The sequence below is a fragment of the Microbacterium sp. 01T413_2 genome, from assembly GCF_056398985.1.
In genome coordinates, this window is sequence record NZ_JBFTQL010000001.1 from 179,339 (window position 1) to 195,720 (window position 16,382).

16 protein-coding genes are annotated in these 16,382 nt (G+C 70.2%); 15 read left to right on the forward strand and 1 reads right to left on the reverse strand.

The genetic code is table 11. From position 1 onward, the window contains the following. Window positions 1-55 precede the first annotated feature (55 nt). Window positions 56-355 carry a hypothetical protein gene (locus AC1DMN_RS00880; protein WP_477229074.1) on the reverse strand — a complete coding sequence of 100 codons (300 nt, stop codon included), beginning with the start codon at window positions 353-355 and terminating at the stop codon, window positions 56-58. A 123-nt stretch (window positions 356-478) separates the two neighbouring features. On the opposite strand from AC1DMN_RS00880, the gene AC1DMN_RS00885 reads away from it, so the two are divergent. The 15 genes from AC1DMN_RS00885 (at window position 479) to AC1DMN_RS00955 (ending at window position 16,379) form a co-directional block, all read left to right on the forward strand. Next, a complete protein-coding gene (locus AC1DMN_RS00885; RefSeq protein ID WP_477229075.1) occupies window positions 479-1,816 on the forward strand; it encodes a replication-associated recombination protein A in 1,338 nt (445 codons plus the stop codon). 216 nt (window positions 1,817-2,032) lie between these two features. Beyond that, complete coding sequence (gene rpsD / locus AC1DMN_RS00890; RefSeq protein ID WP_440731795.1) at window positions 2,033-2,662, forward strand: 30S ribosomal protein S4; 630 nt, start codon at window positions 2,033-2,035, stop codon at window positions 2,660-2,662. A gap of 142 nt (window positions 2,663-2,804) precedes the next feature. Then, complete coding sequence (locus tag AC1DMN_RS00895; protein ID WP_440731794.1) at window positions 2,805-2,996, forward strand: hypothetical protein; 192 nt, start codon at window positions 2,805-2,807, stop codon at window positions 2,994-2,996. A 68-nt stretch (window positions 2,997-3,064) separates the two neighbouring features. Continuing rightward, window positions 3,065-5,725, forward strand: a complete 2,661-nt coding sequence (gene alaS / locus AC1DMN_RS00900; RefSeq protein ID WP_441975938.1) for an alanine--tRNA ligase — start codon at window positions 3,065-3,067, stop codon at window positions 5,723-5,725. Beyond that, window positions 5,722-6,195, forward strand: a complete 474-nt coding sequence (ruvX, locus tag AC1DMN_RS00905) for a Holliday junction resolvase RuvX (RefSeq protein ID WP_440731792.1) — start codon at window positions 5,722-5,724, stop codon at window positions 6,193-6,195. Before alaS ends, ruvX begins: the two co-directional genes overlap by 4 nt. 1 nt (window position 6,196) lies before the next feature. Then, window positions 6,197-7,546 carry an endolytic transglycosylase MltG gene (gene mltG / locus AC1DMN_RS00910; RefSeq protein WP_440731791.1) on the forward strand — a complete coding sequence of 450 codons (1,350 nt, stop codon included), beginning with the start codon at window positions 6,197-6,199 and terminating at the stop codon, window positions 7,544-7,546. Between the two features lies 1 nt (window position 7,547). Continuing rightward, on the forward strand, window positions 7,548-8,372 hold the full coding sequence (locus tag AC1DMN_RS00915; RefSeq protein WP_477229076.1) for a shikimate dehydrogenase family protein: 825 nt from the start codon (window positions 7,548-7,550) through the stop codon (window positions 8,370-8,372). A 57-nt stretch (window positions 8,373-8,429) separates the two neighbouring features. After that, window positions 8,430-9,659, forward strand: coding sequence for a chorismate synthase (gene aroC, locus AC1DMN_RS00920; protein ID WP_440731789.1), 1,230 nt, complete (start codon window positions 8,430-8,432; stop codon window positions 9,657-9,659). Beyond that, a complete protein-coding gene (locus AC1DMN_RS00925) occupies window positions 9,646-10,161 on the forward strand; it encodes a shikimate kinase (RefSeq protein ID WP_477229077.1) in 516 nt (171 codons plus the stop codon). The genes aroC and AC1DMN_RS00925 overlap by 14 nt, the downstream gene beginning before the upstream one ends. Then, on the forward strand, window positions 10,158-11,264 hold the full coding sequence (gene aroB / locus AC1DMN_RS00930) for a 3-dehydroquinate synthase (RefSeq protein ID WP_477229078.1): 1,107 nt from the start codon (window positions 10,158-10,160) through the stop codon (window positions 11,262-11,264). Before AC1DMN_RS00925 ends, aroB begins: the two co-directional genes overlap by 4 nt. Then, on the forward strand, window positions 11,261-11,776 hold the full coding sequence (locus tag AC1DMN_RS00935) for a GNAT family N-acetyltransferase (protein WP_477229079.1): 516 nt from the start codon (window positions 11,261-11,263) through the stop codon (window positions 11,774-11,776). Before aroB ends, AC1DMN_RS00935 begins: the two co-directional genes overlap by 4 nt. Before the next feature lie 12 nt (window positions 11,777-11,788). Then, window positions 11,789-12,247 carry a type II 3-dehydroquinate dehydratase gene (gene aroQ, locus AC1DMN_RS00940; protein WP_440731785.1) on the forward strand — a complete coding sequence of 153 codons (459 nt, stop codon included), beginning with the start codon at window positions 11,789-11,791 and terminating at the stop codon, window positions 12,245-12,247. A 103-nt stretch (window positions 12,248-12,350) separates the two neighbouring features. After that, complete coding sequence (efp, locus tag AC1DMN_RS00945; protein ID WP_045273064.1) at window positions 12,351-12,914, forward strand: elongation factor P; 564 nt, start codon at window positions 12,351-12,353, stop codon at window positions 12,912-12,914. 3 nt (window positions 12,915-12,917) lie between these two features. After that, entirely contained in the window at window positions 12,918-13,328 is a 411-nt protein-coding gene (gene nusB / locus AC1DMN_RS00950) for a transcription antitermination factor NusB (RefSeq protein WP_477229080.1), read from the forward strand. Window positions 13,329-13,430: 102 nt separating this feature from the next. Further along, entirely contained in the window at window positions 13,431-16,379 is a 2,949-nt protein-coding gene (locus tag AC1DMN_RS00955) for a DEAD/DEAH box helicase (RefSeq protein ID WP_477229081.1), read from the forward strand. Window positions 16,380-16,382 lie beyond the last annotated feature (3 nt).

The window sequence follows — 16,382 nt, forward strand, 5'->3', positions numbered from 1 at the left end:
CGGAAAGGACAGGGCCAGCCTAGTACGCCGGGGCGGGGCGCGAGAGGGCTGCCGCTCAGCCGGCCGGGGTCTCCGTCGCCGTCGGGGCAGGCGCGGGAACGGAGCTCGGAGCCGTCGTCGGGCTGACCGTCGGAGAGGGGGACGGGGCGGGCGCGGTCGCCTCCGCATGCACGACCTGGCTCACGATCGCGCCGATCACGATGACGGCTCCCACGACCACGGCGACGGTGTTGTCACGCACTCTGCGCCGGACGCTCGCGGCGTGCAGGCCCTGGCGTGCGGCGTGCAGGCGCGCGCGCTCCTGCTGCGTGCGAGCGCGCTGATCGCGGGCGTTCGTCGGGCGGCGAGCGGCCATGGATCCTCCCTGGATGTCGAGGACCGAGCTTATATCGCGTGCGCCTCGGCGCGCCGTGCGACGCGAGACTTCGCAGGGGTGCCGCGCGTCCCCGTGTCGGTGCACGACGTTAGCCTTGACCGCATGACTCCTGCAGCACCGCTGATGAGCGGCCAGACGCCGCTCGCCGTGCGGATGCGTCCGATCTCGCTCGACGAGGTCGCCGGGCAGCAGCACCTGCTGCGGCCGGGTTCCCCGATCGTGGCGCTCGCGGATCCGGCGGCGAAGACCGCGTCGAGCGTCTCGATGATCCTGTGGGGCCCGCCGGGCACGGGCAAGACCACCCTCGCGCAGGCCATCGCGCGCTCGTCAGGGCGTCGCTTCGTGGAACTGTCGGCCATCACGGCGGGGGTGAAAGACGTGCGCGAGGTCATGCAGGAGGCGCTCAACCAGCGCGACCTCTACGGCCAGTCGACCATCCTGTTCCTCGACGAGATCCACCGCTTCACGAAGGCGCAGCAGGACGCTCTGCTGCCGGGTGTGGAGAACGGCTGGGTCATCCTCATCGCGGCGACCACGGAGAATCCGTCGTTCTCGGTCATCTCCCCGCTGCTGTCCCGCTCGCTGCTGCTCACGTTGCAGCCTCTCACCGACGAGGACATCGGCCTTCTGATCGACCGGGCCGTGTCCGATCCGCGCGGGTTGAGCGGGCGCGCGGTGCTGGACGACGCCGCACGGGCCGCCCTGATCCGACTCGCTTCGGGCGACGCACGGAGGGCGCTCACCGCGCTCGAGGCCGCGGCCGCCGTCGCGGCCTCGCCGGATCGCCTCACCGAGGACGAGACGCCGACCGTCACCGACGACGATGTGGCGCAGGCGGTGGATCGTGCGCTGCTGCGCTACGACCGGCAGGGCGATGAGCACTACGACGTCATCAGCGCGTTCATCAAGTCGATCCGGGGTTCGGACGTCGATGCCGCGGTGCACTATCTCGCCCGGATGATCGAAGCGGGCGAGGACCCGCGCTTCATCGCGCGCCGGCTGGTGATCTCGGCGTCCGAGGATATCGGCCTGGCCGATCCGCAGGCGCTCGTGATCGCCGTCGCAGCCGCAGACGCCGTCGCCTTCATCGGCATGCCGGAGGGGCGGATCCCGCTCGCCGAGGCGACGGTCTATCTCGCGACCACGGCGAAGTCGAACGCTGCCTACCTGGCGATCGACGCGGCGATCGCGGATATCCGTGCGGGTGGGTTCGGGCGAGTACCCGTGCATCTGCGCGACGCGCACTATCCGGGCGCCAAGCGCCTTGGACACGGCAAGGGCTACCGCTATCCGCATGACAGCGACGCCGGCATCGTGCCGCAGCAGTATCTCCCTGACGAGCTGCGGGGGCGCCGCTACTATCAGCCCAAGGCGCTCGGCGGAGAGCGCGAGGTGCAGGCGCGGCTCGAGCGCATCCGGAGGATCCTGGGGGAGGCGTAGGCGGGGCGTGGCACAAGTCGTCGCACTCAGAGCCACTGCGACAGGCGCTCAGGCCTGATCTGATAGCATGGATCGGCTCGAAACCGTGTTTTCGGGCATCTCTCCACTCCTGCACCACCCTCTCGTCCGCCCCGGCGTGCGCTCGTGAGGGGCGGAATCGAGACGATACGTCCGCGAGCCGTGATCGACACGGCCGCGTATCGAAAGGAACACTTCGTGGTCACGAAGTCCCAGGACCGCCGCAAGGTCCGCCTGTCCCGTGCACTCGGCATCGCCCTCACCCCGAAGGCGGCCAAGTACCTCGAGAAGCGTCCCTACGCTCCCGGTGAGCACGGCCGCACCAAGCGCAAGCAGGACAGCGACTACGCCGTCCGTCTGCGCGAGAAGCAGCGTCTCCGCGAGCAGTACGGCATCCGCGAGAAGCAGCTGGTCATCCAGTTCAACGAGGCCCGTCGCAAGGACGGCCTGACGGGTGAGAACCTCGTCGAGCAGCTCGAGATGCGTCTGGACGCACTCGTGGTCCGCGCCGGTTTCGCGCGCACCACCGCGCAGGCGCGTCAGCTCGTCGTGCACCGTCACATCCTCGTCGACGGCCAGCTCGTCGACCGCCCGTCCTTCCGCGTGAAGCCGGGTCAGCTCATCCACGTCAAGCCCAAGAGCGAGGGCCTCGAGCCCTTCCAGGTGGCGGCCGCCGGCGGTCACGCCGACGTCCTGCCCCCGGTTCCGGGCTACCTCGAGGTCGAGCTCGACAAGCTGGAGGCCCGTCTGGTCCGTCGTCCCAAGCGCGCCGAGGTCCCCGTGACCTGTGACGTGCAGCTGGTCGTCGAGTACTACGCGGCTCGCTGATCCGCAGCGACTCTGCTCTCGGAGTTCAGCGAACTCTGCGAACACGCCGAGGAGGCGTCGGGGGTATCCCCGGCGCCTCCTTCGCGTTTGCGCATACGATGGAGAGCGTTGTGACGAGCGGGCCCGAACCGGAGGTGGTGACATGAAGACCCTGCTGTGGTTCCTCATCGGCGTGATCGGCGGCTTCGTCGCCGCGCACTTCATGAACAAGGATCCGCGAGGACACGACGTGCTGGCGGCCGTCGACGACCGGATCAACGAGTTCACCGGGATCCTCGCCGGCGCTTTCCACGCCGAGGAGGCGCGCCTCACTCAGGACGGCGCCGCGGACTGACGCGGATCGCTCCCTCTCCCGAAACCTGCGCTCCGGCGCGCCCTGACAGCAAGGACCCCTCGACGAGCATGAAGACCGCGGAGATCGCGCAGCGCTACCTGAGCTACTTCGAGAAGAACGATCACCTGATCGTCCCCTCGGCGTCACTGGTCAGCGACGACCCCTCGCTGCTGTTCACCGTGGCCGGCATGGTGCCGATGATCCCCTACCTCACCGGCGTGGTCCCCGCACCGCACCCGCGCATCGCCGACCTGCAGAAGTGCATCCGCACCAACGACATCGAAGAGGTCGGCCGCACGGCCCGGCACGGCACCTTCTTCCAGATGCTCGGCAACTGGTCGTTCGGCGACTACTTCAAGGAAGGCGCGATCCGGTACGCCTGGGAGCTGCTGACCGGCTCCGAGAGCGACGGCGGCCTGGGCTTCGATGAGAAGGACCTCTGGGTCACGGTCTTCGAGACGGACGACGAGGCCGAGGCGATCTGGCGCGACGTCATCGGCCTGAAGCCGGAGCGCATCCAGCGCCTCGGCCGTGCGGACAACTACTGGAACACGGGTCAGCCCGGCCCCGGCGGCCCCGACAGCGAGATCTTCTTCGACCGCGGACCGGCGTACGGCCAGGACGGGGGACCGGCCGCAGACGACAACCGGTTCCTGGAGATCTGGAACCTCGTGTTCATGCAGGACTTCATCGAGAACATCCGCGGCAAGACCGAGTTCGACATCGTGGGCGAGCTGCCCATGAAGAACATCGACACCGGCATGGGGCTCGAGCGCGTCGCCTTCCTCAAGCAGGGCGTCGAGAACATGTACGAGACCGACCAGGTGCGCCCCGTGCTGGACCGCGCCGTCGAGCTCTCCGGCCGCCGCTACGGCGCCGATCACGCCGACGACGTCCGCTTCCGCGTCGTCGCCGACCACGTGCGCTCCGCGCTCATGCTGCTCTCCGACGGCGTGCGACCGTCGAACGAGGGCCGCGGCTACATCCTCCGCCGGCTCATGCGCCGCACGGTCCGCTCCATGCGTCTGCTCGGCGTCGACGAGCCGGTGTTCCCCGAGCTGTTCGCGGTGTCCAAGGACGCCATGAAGAGCGCCTACCCGATCCTCGAGCAGGACTGGGCGCAGCTCTCGGCCGCCGCGGACGCGGAGGAGGAGACGTTCCGCCGCACGCTGGACGCCGGATCCACGATCCTCGACCTCGCCCTCGCCGACACGAAGAAGGCCGGATCCGAGACGCTGAAGGGCTCCGAGGCGTTCCTGCTGCACGACACCTACGGCTTCCCGATCGACCTCACTCTCGAGATCGCCGAGGAAGCGGGCCTGAACGTCGACCGCGCCGCGTTCGACTCGCTCATGCAGGAGCAGCGCTCCCGCGCCAAGGCCGACGCACGCAATCGCAAGCGGCAGATCGCCGACGTGTCCGTCTACGGCGACCTGCGCGCGAAGGGTGAGACCGCGTTCCTCGGCTATGACGAGCTCGAGACCAGCTCGAGCGTGCTCGGCATCCTCGTCGACGGCCAGCCCGTGCGCAGCGCCGCAGAGGGCCAAGTGGCCGAGGTCGTCCTCGCCGAGACCACGCTGTACGCCGAGTCGGGCGGCCAGGTCGCCGACAAGGGCGTCATCACCGGGCCCGGCTACGCACTCGAGGTGCTGGACGTCCAGCGTCCCGTTCCGGGGCTGATCAGCCACACCGTCGAGGTGACCACGGGCGTGGTGTCCGTCGATGCGCCCGCGACGACGAGCGTGGATGCCGCCAACCGCCGAGCCGCCCGTCAGGCGCACTCCGCCACGCACCTCGTGCATGCGGCCCTGCGCGACACCCTCGGCAAGACCGCCACTCAGGCCGGATCCCTGAACCGCGCCGGCTACCTGCGGTTCGACTTCTCCTGGGGACAGGCGCTCTCCGCAGACACCAAGACCGAGATCGAGGAGATCGCGAACCGCGCCGTGCAGGACGGGCTCGAGGTCACCACGCGGATCATGTCCCTGGACGACGCCAAGGCCGCCGGCGCGATGGCCCTGTTCGGCGAGAAGTACGGCTCGACCGTGCGCATGGTGGATATCGGCGGCCCCTGGTCGCGGGAGCTGTGCGCCGGCACGCACGTGTCCTCGAGCGCTGAGATCGGACTCATCAATCTCGTCGGCGAGTCGTCGGTCGGCGCATCGAACCGCCGTGTGGAGGCTCTCGTCGGCGCGGACGCGTTCCGCGAGTTCGCCGCCGAGCGCGCCCTCGTGTCACAGCTCACCTCTGCGCTGAAGACGCCGCGCGACCAGCTCACCGAGCGCGTGACGGATCTGGCCGCGCAGCTGAAGGCGGCGGAGAAGCGGATCGCGCAGTTCGAGGCCGCAGAACGTGCCGGCCGGGTCCCGGCGATCGCGCAGACCGCCACATCCCTCGGCTCGCTGCAGTTCGTCGCGCACGATCTCGGCGAGGTCGGCGGCGCGGACGAGGTGCGCGAGATCGCCACCGGCGTGCGAGACACGTTCGGATCCGCAGCCGCGGTCGTGGCGATCTCGGGCGTGGCGAACGGCCGGCCCATGGTGGTCATCGCGGCCAACGACGCCGCCCGCGCCCAGGGCGCGAAGGCCGGTGCCCTCGCGAAGATCGCGGCCGGCGTGCTCGGCGGCGGAGGCGGCGGCCGCGACGACGTCGCACAGGGCGGCGGATCCGATGCGGCGGCACTGCCGGCGGCGTTCTCCGCGATCGAGCAGGAGCTGCGTCGCGCGTGACCGGGTTCCGACGGGGCGTACGGCTCGGCATCGATGTGGGCCGCGCCAGGATCGGAGTGGCCCGGTGCGATCCTGACGGCATGCTCGCCGTGCCCGTGGAGACCGTGCCCCGCGGCGACGGGGCGGTTGGCCGGATCGCGGAACTCGCCGCCGAATACGAACCGCTCGAGTTCGTCGTGGGCCTGCCGATCAACCTCCGCGGTGAGGACACCGCCTCGACCGCCGACGCCCGCGAGTTCGCCGAGTCCCTCGGCCGTGCCAGCGGGATCGCCGTCCGGCTGATCGACGAGCGCCTGAGCACGGTCACTGCGCACCAGGCGCTGCGCGCCTCGGGACGCACGCAGCGCAACTCGCGCGGCGTGGTCGACCAGGCCGCCGCCGTCGTGCTGCTGCAGCACGCGATCGACATCGAGAAGAACACCGGCAACCCAGCCGGTTCCCCGCTGATCCTCGACGAGGAGAACCCCTGACATGTCCGACCGATCGCCATCGGCCGCCACGCCGGAGAACGACCCCGTCTCGCACGACCTGTTCGGCGCACTGCCGGATCCGCAGGTGCAGACCCCGCGCCCGGCCGAACAGCCTGCGGTTCCCGGTTCCCGTCGTGCGGCCCGCGCGGCCGCGTCCTCCCCGTCCACGCCGGCAGCCTCCGACGAGGGCACCGGGACCCCCGCGGAACGGCACGACGAGACCCATTCGACGCTCGAGGCGCTGTTCCGCCATGAGGCCGAGCCGCCCGTCGCGCCGAAGCGGAAGAAGCGGCGCGGCTGTTTGGTGGCCCTGCTCGTGGTGTTCGTGCTGGTCGCCGGCGCCGCAGGCGGTGGGCTCTGGGTCTGGAACGCCTACGGCGACAAGATCAGCGAGGTCATGGGCTGGGGCCCGTCGAAGGACTATGAAGCGGGTCAGGCCACCGGCAATGCGCTCGTCACCATCAACAAGGGCGACGGCGGGCACCAGGTGTCCGAGGCGCTCTACCGGGCCGGCGTCACGAAGACCTCCGACGTGTTCTACACCATGATGGTGAAGGAGAACATCGTCAACACGTTCTATCCGGGCGTCTACAAGCTGCAGCAGAAGATGACCGCCGCCGCCGCGCTCAAGGCGCTCAACGACCCGAAGAACAAGATGCAGAACTCCGCGGTGATCCCCGAGGGATACACCGTCGCCGAGACCGTGGAACGGATCTCGAAGAGCGTGGATGTGCCGCTGGCAGATCTCCAGGCGGCCGTGCAGAGTCCGGCTGACTACGGGGTGAACGCCCCGTCGCTGGAGGGCTGGCTCTTCCCCGCTCTCTACGAGTTCGGCCCCGGAGCAACCGCGAAGGACATCGTCGCCACGATGGTGAAGCGCACCAGGGACTCGCTCGCCTCCGCGGCCGTCCCCGCGAGCGACGAGCAGCGCGTGCTCACGATCGCGTCGATCATCCAGCGCGAGGCTCGTGCCGAGGCGGACTTCTACAAGGTCTCGCGGGTGATCCAGAACCGCCTGGATCAGGGCATGAAGCTGCAGATGGACTCCACCGCGCAGTACGGCTACGGCGAACTGCACAGCGGTTCGGCCAGCACCTCCGACGAGGCGCAGACCGATGACAACCCGTGGAACACGTATGTGATCGACGGGCTGCCGAAGACCCCCATCGCCAATCCGGGCGACAAGGCGATCGACGCCGCCATGCACCCCGCGGACGGACCCTGGCTGTACTTCGTCACGGTCAACCTGGACACGGGCGAGACGGTGTTCTCGACGACCTACGCCGAGCACGAGGCCGCGGTCAAGCAGTGGCAGGACTGGTGCAAGGCCAACCCCGATTCCGGATGCTGACGTGACCTCTCCGTCACGGCTGGCCGTCTGGGGGGATCCGATCGACCACAGCCGCTCTCCCGATCTGCACAACGCCGCCTACCGGTTGCTCGGACTGGATTGGGAGTACGGCCGTCGCCAAGTGGATGAGGCGGGCTTCGACGAGGCCCTGGACTCCCTCGACGCGACCTGGCGCGGACTCTCACTGACGATGCCGCTGAAGGAGCGGGCCCATGCACGCGCCCACGCCCTCGACGACGACGCCCGCCTCACCGGCGCCGTGAACACGCTGCTGCTGGGCGAGGAGATCCACGGCTTCAACACCGACGTCGGCGGGCTCACCTCCGCGCTCCTGACGGCAGGTCTCGCGCAGGTGCGCACCGCGCGCGTGCTCGGCGGGGGAGCGACGGCCCGGTCGGCTCTGGTGTCACTGTTGCGCCTGGGCGTCGATGAGGTCGAGCTGCGGACGCGGCGACCGGAGCAGGCCGAGGAGCTCGCCGGTTTCGCCCAGCGCATCGGCCTGAAAGCGACCACGAATGAGCTCGGATCCGGCTCGCCGCCGCCGTCGGTGGATCTGACCGTCTCGACTCTGCCCGGCAGCGCGGCGCTGCCGGATGACGTGATGACGGTGCTCGCGCGAGAGGGCGGCGCGCTGTTCTCCGCCGCGTACGCGCCGTGGCCGACCGCGCTCGCACAGGCGTGGACCGATGCGCCGGTGCTGACCGGACTGGAGATGCTGCTACACCAGGCGGTCGCCCAGATCCGGATCTTCCTCAATGGCGCACCGGATGCAGCGCTGCCGGACGAGCCCGCCGTGCTCGGCGTCATGCGGGCGGCTCTGCGCTGACGCGCACACGGAAGTCATCCGGCCGGTCGCGCTCTGAACGCATGGGAGACTAGGGGAATGCTCCGCGTGCTCACGGCCGGCGAATCGCACGGCCCCGAACTCATTGCCGTCATGGAGGGCCTGCCTGCCGGCGTCCCGCTGTCTCGTGAGGCGATCCAGTCCGACCTGCAGCGCCGCAAGCTCGGCTACGGGCGCGGCTCACGGATGAAGTTCGAGCAGGACGAGCTCTCGATCTCCGGCGGCGTGCGCCACGGCTTCTCACTCGGCAGCCCGATCGCGATGCGGATCGGCAACACCGAGTGGCCCAAGTGGGTCGAGGTCATGAGCGCCGATCCCGTCGAGCTCACCGAGAAGTCCCGGGGCCGCAGCGCGGCCCTGACCCGCCCCCGCCCCGGCCACGCCGACCTCGTCGGCATGCAGAAGTACGGCTTCGACGAGGCCCGCCCGATCCTGGAGCGCGCGAGCGCTCGCGAGACCGCAGCCCGGGTCGCGCTCGGCGCCGTGGCGCGCGCGTTCCTCGGCGAGCTCGGGATCCGCCTGGTCAGCCACACCCTGTCCATCGGGCCCGTCCAGGTGCCGGACGGATCCGACCTCCCCACTCCCGATGACGTCGACACGCTGGACGCGGATCCGCTGCGCTGCTTCGACTCCGCGACCTCCGCGCGCATGGTCGAGGAGGTCGACGCGGCCCGCAAGGACGGCGACACCCTCGGCGGCATCGTCGAGGTGCTCGCCTACGGTCTGCCGCCGGGGCTGGGCTCTCACGTGCACTGGGACCGTCGTCTGGATGCGCGCCTCGCGTACGCGCTGATGGGAATCCAGGCGATCAAGGGCGTCGAGGTCGGCGACGGCTTCGAGACCACGCGCCGGCGCGGTTCCGCGGCGCACGACGAGCTGTTCGCCACCGGGGCCGGCATCAGCCGCGGCTCCGACCGCGCCGGAGGAACCGAGGGCGGCATGTCCACCGGTACCGTGCTGCGCGTGCGCGCCGGAATGAAGCCGATCGCCACCATCCCGCACGCGCTGCGCACGGTCGATGTGGCGTCGGGCGAGCAGGCCACCGCGCATCACCAGCGTTCCGACGTGTGCGCCGTGCCCGCCGCAGGCGTCGTGGCCGAGGCCATGGTCGCGATCGAGCTCGCGAACTCCGTGCTGGAGAAGTTCGGCGGCGACAACGTCGCCGAGACCCGGCGCAACCTCGAGGCGTACCTCGCCGCGATCCCGGAGGAGCTGCGCACCACGCCGGCCTCCGAGGCGGCGCTGATCCTGCACGATGAACTCGGCTGAGCCGGCGATCGTCCTGATCGGGCCGATGGGGTCCGGCAAGACCAGCATCGGCCGCAGGGTCGCGAAGGCCACAGGGCTCCACTTCGTCGACACGGACAAGGCCATCGCGCGCGAGCACGGACCGATCCCCGCGATCTTCGCGGAGCACGGTGAGACGCAGTTCCGCACCTGGGAACGAGAGGCCGTCGCCGAGGCCATCGCAGGCGGGGGAGTGATCTCCCTGGGCGGCGGTGCGGTGATCGCCCCCGAGACCCGAGCGCTGCTGCAGGGCGTGCCGGTCGTGCTGCTGACCGTGTCACTGGAGGCGGTGGCGGCGAGGATCGCCGGCGATGCCCGTCCGCTCCTGCAGGGTGAGGAGGATCCTGTGCAGCGCTGGACGAGGATCTTCGCCGAGCGGCGCGCACTGTACGAGGAGGTCGCCGACGTGCACTTCGACACCTCACGGGTGCCGATGTCGCGGGTGGCGGAGCAGGTCGTGGAATGGATGAGAGGACGAGCATGAGCGCGGAGCAGAACGACGGCGTCACGACGATCGGCGTGACGGGGAGCACCCCCTACGACATCACCGTGGGACGAGGGATCCTCGATCGCGTCTCTGCGGCGCTGGCGCCGAGCGTGCGCAAGGTGCTCGTCGTGCACCCGCCGACGCTCGCCGATCGCGCCGCCCAGCTGCGCGACCGGATCGTCGCCGACACGGCGAACGGCCCGCGCGAGGTGCTGCTGGCCGAGATCCCCGATGCGGAGCAGGGCAAGCGCATCGAGGTCGCGCAGTTCCTGTGGCAGATCATGGGCCAGGCCGACTTCACCCGCACCGATGGAGTCGTCGGCTACGGGGGCGGGGCGGTCACCGACCTTGCCGGCTTCGTCGCGGCGACCTGGCTGCGCGGCGTGCAGATCGTGCAGGTGCCGACGACCGTGCTCGGGCTCGTCGACGCCGCCGTGGGCGGCAAGACCGGCATCAACACGAACGAGGGCAAGAACCTCGTCGGCGCCTTCTGGGCCCCGCGTGCGGTGATCGGCGACCTGGACGAACTGTCCAGCCTGACTCCGAACGAGGCGACCGCCGGTTTCGCCGAGGTCGTCAAGGCCGGGTTCATCTGGTCGCCTGAGATCCTCGACATCATCGAGGCGGATCCGGCTCGCGCCGTCGATCCGCTCACCACGGAGTTCCGGCGGGCCGTCGAGCTCGCGATCGGCATGAAGGCGAGCGTCGTCTCCGACGACTTCCGTGAGGCCGGGCAGCGCGAGATCCTCAACTACGGCCACACGCTCGGGCACGCGATCGAGCACGCCGAGCGCTACCGCTGGCGGCACGGCGCCGCGATCTCCGTCGGCATGCTGTTCGCGGCCGAGCTGTCCCGGCTTGCCGGACGGCTCTCGGACGACGACGCCAACCGGCACCGCGCGATCCTCGAATCGCTGGGGCTGCCGACGTCGTACCGCGCCGGCGCGTGGCCGACGCTGCTGTCCACCATGCAGCGCGACAAGAAGAGCCGCGGCGGGATGCTGCGCTTCATCGTGCTGGACGGCATCGCAAAGCCCACTGTGCTGCAGGCCCCCGACGAGTCCCTGCTCTTCGCGGCCTACCAGGAGGTCGGCGAGTGACTTTCTCGATCCGGCGCATCGAGACCGACGAATGGCGCGAGGTGCGGGATCTTCGTCTGCGAGCCCTGCAGGATCCCGTCGCCGCGCTGGCATTCCTCGACACATTCGAGAACGCGTCTGAGCAGCCCGACGAGTTCTGGCAGCACCGCGCGAAGCAGGCTGCCGAGGGCGGCCCCAACGGCCAGTTCGTCACGATCGCGGACGACGGCGAGTGGTTCGGATCGGCCACGGTGATCGGAGATCGGGACGCGGCCCCCTCCGCGCTCGTGGTGGGCGTGTACGTGGCGGACGGGCATCGCGGCTCCGGGGCGATCGAGGCGCTGTTCGACGAATGTGCGGCGTGGGCGGCTGAGGGCGGCCTGACAGAGCTCACCCTCGAGGTGCACGTGGACAATCACCGCGCACAGGCTGCCTACGAGCGCTGCGGCTTCACGCGCACGGGTCAGATCACCGAGCTCGAGAACGGACGCGAGTACGTGATGACCCGCCCGGTCGTGCCCGCCCCTCGCTGATACCGTGAGCACGTGACCACGCCGCGCCGCCTCCTGCTCGTCAACGGGCCCAACCTCAACCTGCTGGGCACCCGCGAGCCGGGGATCTACGGATCCGCGACGCTCGCCGACGTCGAGCGTCTCACCGCCGAGGCCGCGGCGGCCTACGGGTACGAGATCCGTGCCGTGCAGAGCAACCACGAGGGCGCGCTCCTGGACGCGATCCACGACGCCCGCGAGGACTGCGCCGGCATCGTGATCAACGCCGGCGCCTACACGCACACCTCGGTCGCGCTGCGCGATGCGCTGACGGGGGTCGCGCTGCCGTTCGCCGAGGTGCACATCTCGGACGTGTACGCCCGCGAGGAGTTCCGCCATCACTCGTACCTGACCGACGTCGCCGCCGTGCACGTCGTAGGGGAGGGCGTGCAGGGCTACGCGACCGCGACCCGCCGTCTGATCCTCGTGATCGCCGGCCAAGCCGACGGCTGATCCCCACGCGAGAGCCGCTCCCACCGGCCGTCCGGCGGGCATCGCGTAAGATGGGACGTCGGTCGATCGACCGCGCAGACTTCAGAACGGACTTCTCAGACCCATGGCATCCACCGCAGACATCAAGAACGGCGTCGTCCTCTCGATCGACGGACAGCTCTGGAACGTCATCGAGTTCCAGCACGTCAAGCCCGGCAAGGGCGGCGCGTTCGTCCGCACGAAGCTGAAGAACGTCGTCAGCGGCAAGGTCGTGGATCGCACCTACAACGCGGGCGCCAAGATCGACATCGAGAACGTCGACCGCCGCGACTTCACCTACCTGTACACGGACGGCGACAACTACGTCTTCATGGACCAGGAGGACTACGACCAGATCAACGTGGCCGCCGCCACGGTCGGTGACGCGAAGAACTTCATGCTGGAGAACCAGCAGGTGCAGATCGCGCTGAACAACGGCAACCCCCTCTACATCGAGCTGCCGGCCTCGGTCGTGCTCGAGGTCACCTACACCGAGCCCGGCCTGCAGGGCGACCGCTCCTCGGCCGGCACCAAGCCCGCCACGCTCGAGACCGGGTACGAGATCCAGGTTCCGCTGTTCCTGGAGACCGGCACCAAGGTCAAGGTCGACACGCGCACCGGCGGCTACCTCGGCCGCATCAACGACTGACGCGTGGGCGCCCGGACCAAGGCGCGCAAGCGCGCCCTCGACATCCTGTTCTCCGCCGACGTGCGCGGTGACGACCTCGCGGTGACCCTCGCCGCGGAGGCCAAGCGCGCCGCCGCCGAGCCCGCGCGCGAAGGATCGTGGCTCTATGCGCGCGAGATCGTCGACGGGATCATCGACCACCGCGACGAGATCGACGAGCAGATCACCACGCACAGCCGGGACTGGAAGATCGAGCGGATGCCGGCCGTGGACCGTGCGCTGCTGCGCATCGGCGTGTGGGAGATCCTGCGCAACGACGAGGTCCCCACGGCCGTCGCGATCGATGAGGCCGTGGAACTCGCCAAGGAGTTCTCCACCGACGAGTCCGGCGCATTCGTGCACGGCGTGCTGGCGCGGGTCGCCCGTACTGCCTGACCTCACGCATTCCGTCGAGGCGCCTCTCCCGCGAATCCGGGTGGGGCGCTTCGCCGTCTCCGCGGTCTCGGATGTCGGCGGCGCAGGGGAGGATGGATGATCATGACCTCCGCTGACGCCGACGACTGGCGCGTACTGCTGCCGTCCGCGCGGGCGAGCGGGGTGCCACTGGCGCTCGGCGTCGAACTGCGTCGACGTGATCGTGCAGACGCACGGCACTGGGCCGCACGACCGCTGCGCACCGCCACCGCACGGGATCTGGTCAAGGATCCGGGCGAGCTGTTCCTCGCCGTCCGTCCGCTGAGGCGCAACGACGCCGGATCCGCCTGGGTGCAGGCGGACGCCGACTGGGACGCGGTTCGCCGCCCTGGCACGCGATACGACGCGGCGCATTCCCGCTGGTTCGCCGATCTGCTGAGCATCTCGCGCGACTCGCTGCTGTCCGGCACGGCGGGGGACTGGCTGCTGCTGGATCCCGTGGCATCGCCGCTGCTGTGGCCGCACCTGCAATCGGCCGCAGACGCGGGGATCCGCATGGTCGCCACGGAGCGCAGCACCCGTCTGCAGTGGTCCGACGAGCTGCGGATCGTGGTGGACATCGCGGCGGACGGCCACGGCGGGCTCCTGCTCTCCGGCGCGGTCGACGCCACGGGTGAGGCATTCCCCGCCGCGACCACACAGGCGCTGGGATCCGGCGGTGTGTACGCGCATCGCGTCGTCGGCAAGAGGATCGACCTCGTGCTCGGGCAGGTGGCGCTGACCGACGGTGTGCGGGCGCTCCTCGCAGCCCCGGCCGGACTGACCGTCGCCCCGGTCGACAAGAAGGCGTTCTTCCGGGATGGGTATCCGACGCTCCTGCGCGGCGCTGCCGTGCGCGCGGGACACGGGGTCACGCTGCCGGCGCCGCCGAAACCGGTCCCGCTGCTCGTGGTCGACTTCCGCCCCGACGACGTCGTGGCGTACCGGCTGCACTGGGACTACCCGGGGTACGCGCGCTTCCCCCTCGACGAGCGGGCCGCCGAGACCGGGGTGCGCGACGGCGCCGTGGAAGCGCGGCTGCGTCCGTCCGTGCTCGCGGCTTGGACCGAGGTCACCGGCCTGCCGCCCACGCTGGCGGGCACGCTGCGCGACGCCGATGCGGCCGAGTTCGTCTCGCACCTCGTGCCGGCTCTGGAAGAACGCGCCTTCGTCGTCGAGCGCACCGGCACGCCGCGCACGTACGCGGAGCTCACCGGCGATCCGTCGATCACCGTCAGCACGGTGGAGAGCACCGATCCGGACTGGTTCGAGCTCGGCATCCTGGTGCGGATCGACGGGCGCTCGATCCCGTTCGAGCCGTTGTTCCGCGCGCTCGCCCTGCGGCAGGGCAAGCTCAAGCTCGTCGACAACACCTGGTTCTCGCTGCGGCATCCCGCCTTCGACCGGCTCAAGGAGCTGCTGGACGAGGCCGCGGAGCTCGCGGAGTGGGAGACGGGTCCGCGAATCGCGCGCACCCACGTGACGCTCTGGGAGGACTTCGAGGATCTTGCCGACGAGACCGTGCCCGCACAGGCCTGGCGCGCCGCCGTCGAAGGCCTCAGAGCCGATCCGGGCCAGGATCCGGTTCCCCTGCCCGCCGCCATCACCGCGGAGCTGCGCCCGTACCAGCGTGAGGGTTTCACGCGGCTCGCGCGCCTGTGGCAGCACCGCCTCGGCGGCATCCTCGCCGACGACATGGGCCTCGGCAAGACGCTGCAACTGCTCGCGCTCATCGCGCACGCCCGCGAGGATGCCGCCGAAGGAGACGCCCCGTGGCTCGTCGTCGCGCCCACGTCGGTGCTTGCGGTCTGGCAGCGCGAGGCGGAGCGGTTCGCGCCCGGGATGCGGGTCGCGATCGTGGATCGCACCCGGGGCGCGCACGGGGTCGAGCTGGCCGCGCACATCGACGGTGCGGACCTCGTGGTCACCTCGTACACGCTGCTGCGCCTGGACGCGGAGGAGTTCGCCCGCCGGCCGTGGTCGGGCGTCGTGCTCGACGAAGCGCAGAACGTGAAGAACCCGGCCACCCGGCAGCATCAGGCAGTCGCCGCGCTCGACGCCGGGGCGGTGTACGCCGCCACAGGCACACCGCTGGAGAACGGCCTGGGGGAGCTGTGGGCGCTGCTCAGCCTGACGTCGCCAGGCTTGTTCGCGTCGGCGCGGAAGTTCCGGGAGGACTTCATCCAGCCGATCGAGCAGGGCAAGGTGCCCGAGAACGCCGAGGGCGCCCCGTACCGTCGATCCCGCATCGACCTGCTGCGACGGCGGATCCGCCCGTTCCTCATCCGCCGCACGAAGGAGCTGGTCGCCCGGGACCTCCCCGAGCGGCAGGAGCAGGTGCTGCGCGTCGAGCTCGCCCCCGCGCACCGCCATCGCTACGACACGGTGCTGCAGCGCGAACGGCAGAAGATCCTCGGGCTGCTGGAGGACCTCGACCGGCAGCGCTTCATCGTATTCCGCTCGCTCACGATGCTGCGCATGCTGAGCCTGGCGCCCGGCCTGATCGAGCCCGACGACGCCGGCATCGCGTCCCGCAAGCTCGAGGAGCTCGTCGAGCGACTGCTCGAACTGCGTGCCGAAGGACACCGGGCGCTCGTGTTCAGCCAGTTCACGTCATTCCTCGGGCTCGCCGCCGAACGCCTGCGTCGTGCCGGCCTGCGGATCTCTTACCTCGACGGATCGACCAGGGACCGGGACCGCGTGGTCCAGGAGTTTCGCGAGGGGGATCAGGACGCCTTCCTGCTCAGCCTCAAGGCGGGCGGCACGGGCCTCACGCTCACCGAGGCCGACTACGTGTTCCTGCTCGATCCCTGGTGGAACCCGGCGGCCGAGGCCCAGGCCGCCGACCGCGCCCACCGGATCGGTCAGCAGAACCGCGTCTTCGTGTACCGGATGATCGCCGAAGGCACGATCGAGGAGAAGGTGCTCGCGCTGCAGCAGCGAAAGGCGCGCCTGTTCTCGGCGGTGCTGGACGACGAGGATCTGTTCGCGCAGACCCTGACCGCGGATGACATCCGGGAACTGCTCGGCTGAGGC

Excerpts from the sequence above, each read along its gene's own strand:
- AC1DMN_RS00880 (WP_477229074.1), bottom strand. The coding sequence starts at position 355 with ATGGCCGCTCGCCGCCCGACGAACGCCCGCGATCAGCGCGCTCGCACG.
- AC1DMN_RS00885 (WP_477229075.1), top strand. The coding sequence starts at position 479 with ATGACTCCTGCAGCACCGCTGATGAGCGGCCAGACGCCGCTCGCCGTG.
- AC1DMN_RS00895 (WP_440731794.1), top strand. The coding sequence starts at position 2,805 with ATGAAGACCCTGCTGTGGTTCCTCATCGGCGTGATCGGCGGCTTCGTC.
- alaS (WP_441975938.1), top strand. The coding sequence starts at position 3,065 with ATGAAGACCGCGGAGATCGCGCAGCGCTACCTGAGCTACTTCGAGAAG.
- mltG (WP_440731791.1), top strand. The coding sequence starts at position 6,197 with ATGTCCGACCGATCGCCATCGGCCGCCACGCCGGAGAACGACCCCGTC.
- aroC (WP_440731789.1), top strand. The coding sequence starts at position 8,430 with ATGCTCCGCGTGCTCACGGCCGGCGAATCGCACGGCCCCGAACTCATT.
- AC1DMN_RS00925 (WP_477229077.1), top strand. The coding sequence starts at position 9,646 with ATGAACTCGGCTGAGCCGGCGATCGTCCTGATCGGGCCGATGGGGTCC.
- aroB (WP_477229078.1), top strand. The coding sequence starts at position 10,158 with ATGAGCGCGGAGCAGAACGACGGCGTCACGACGATCGGCGTGACGGGG.
- efp (WP_045273064.1), top strand. The coding sequence starts at position 12,351 with ATGGCATCCACCGCAGACATCAAGAACGGCGTCGTCCTCTCGATCGAC.
- AC1DMN_RS00955 (WP_477229081.1), top strand. The coding sequence starts at position 13,431 with ATGACCTCCGCTGACGCCGACGACTGGCGCGTACTGCTGCCGTCCGCG.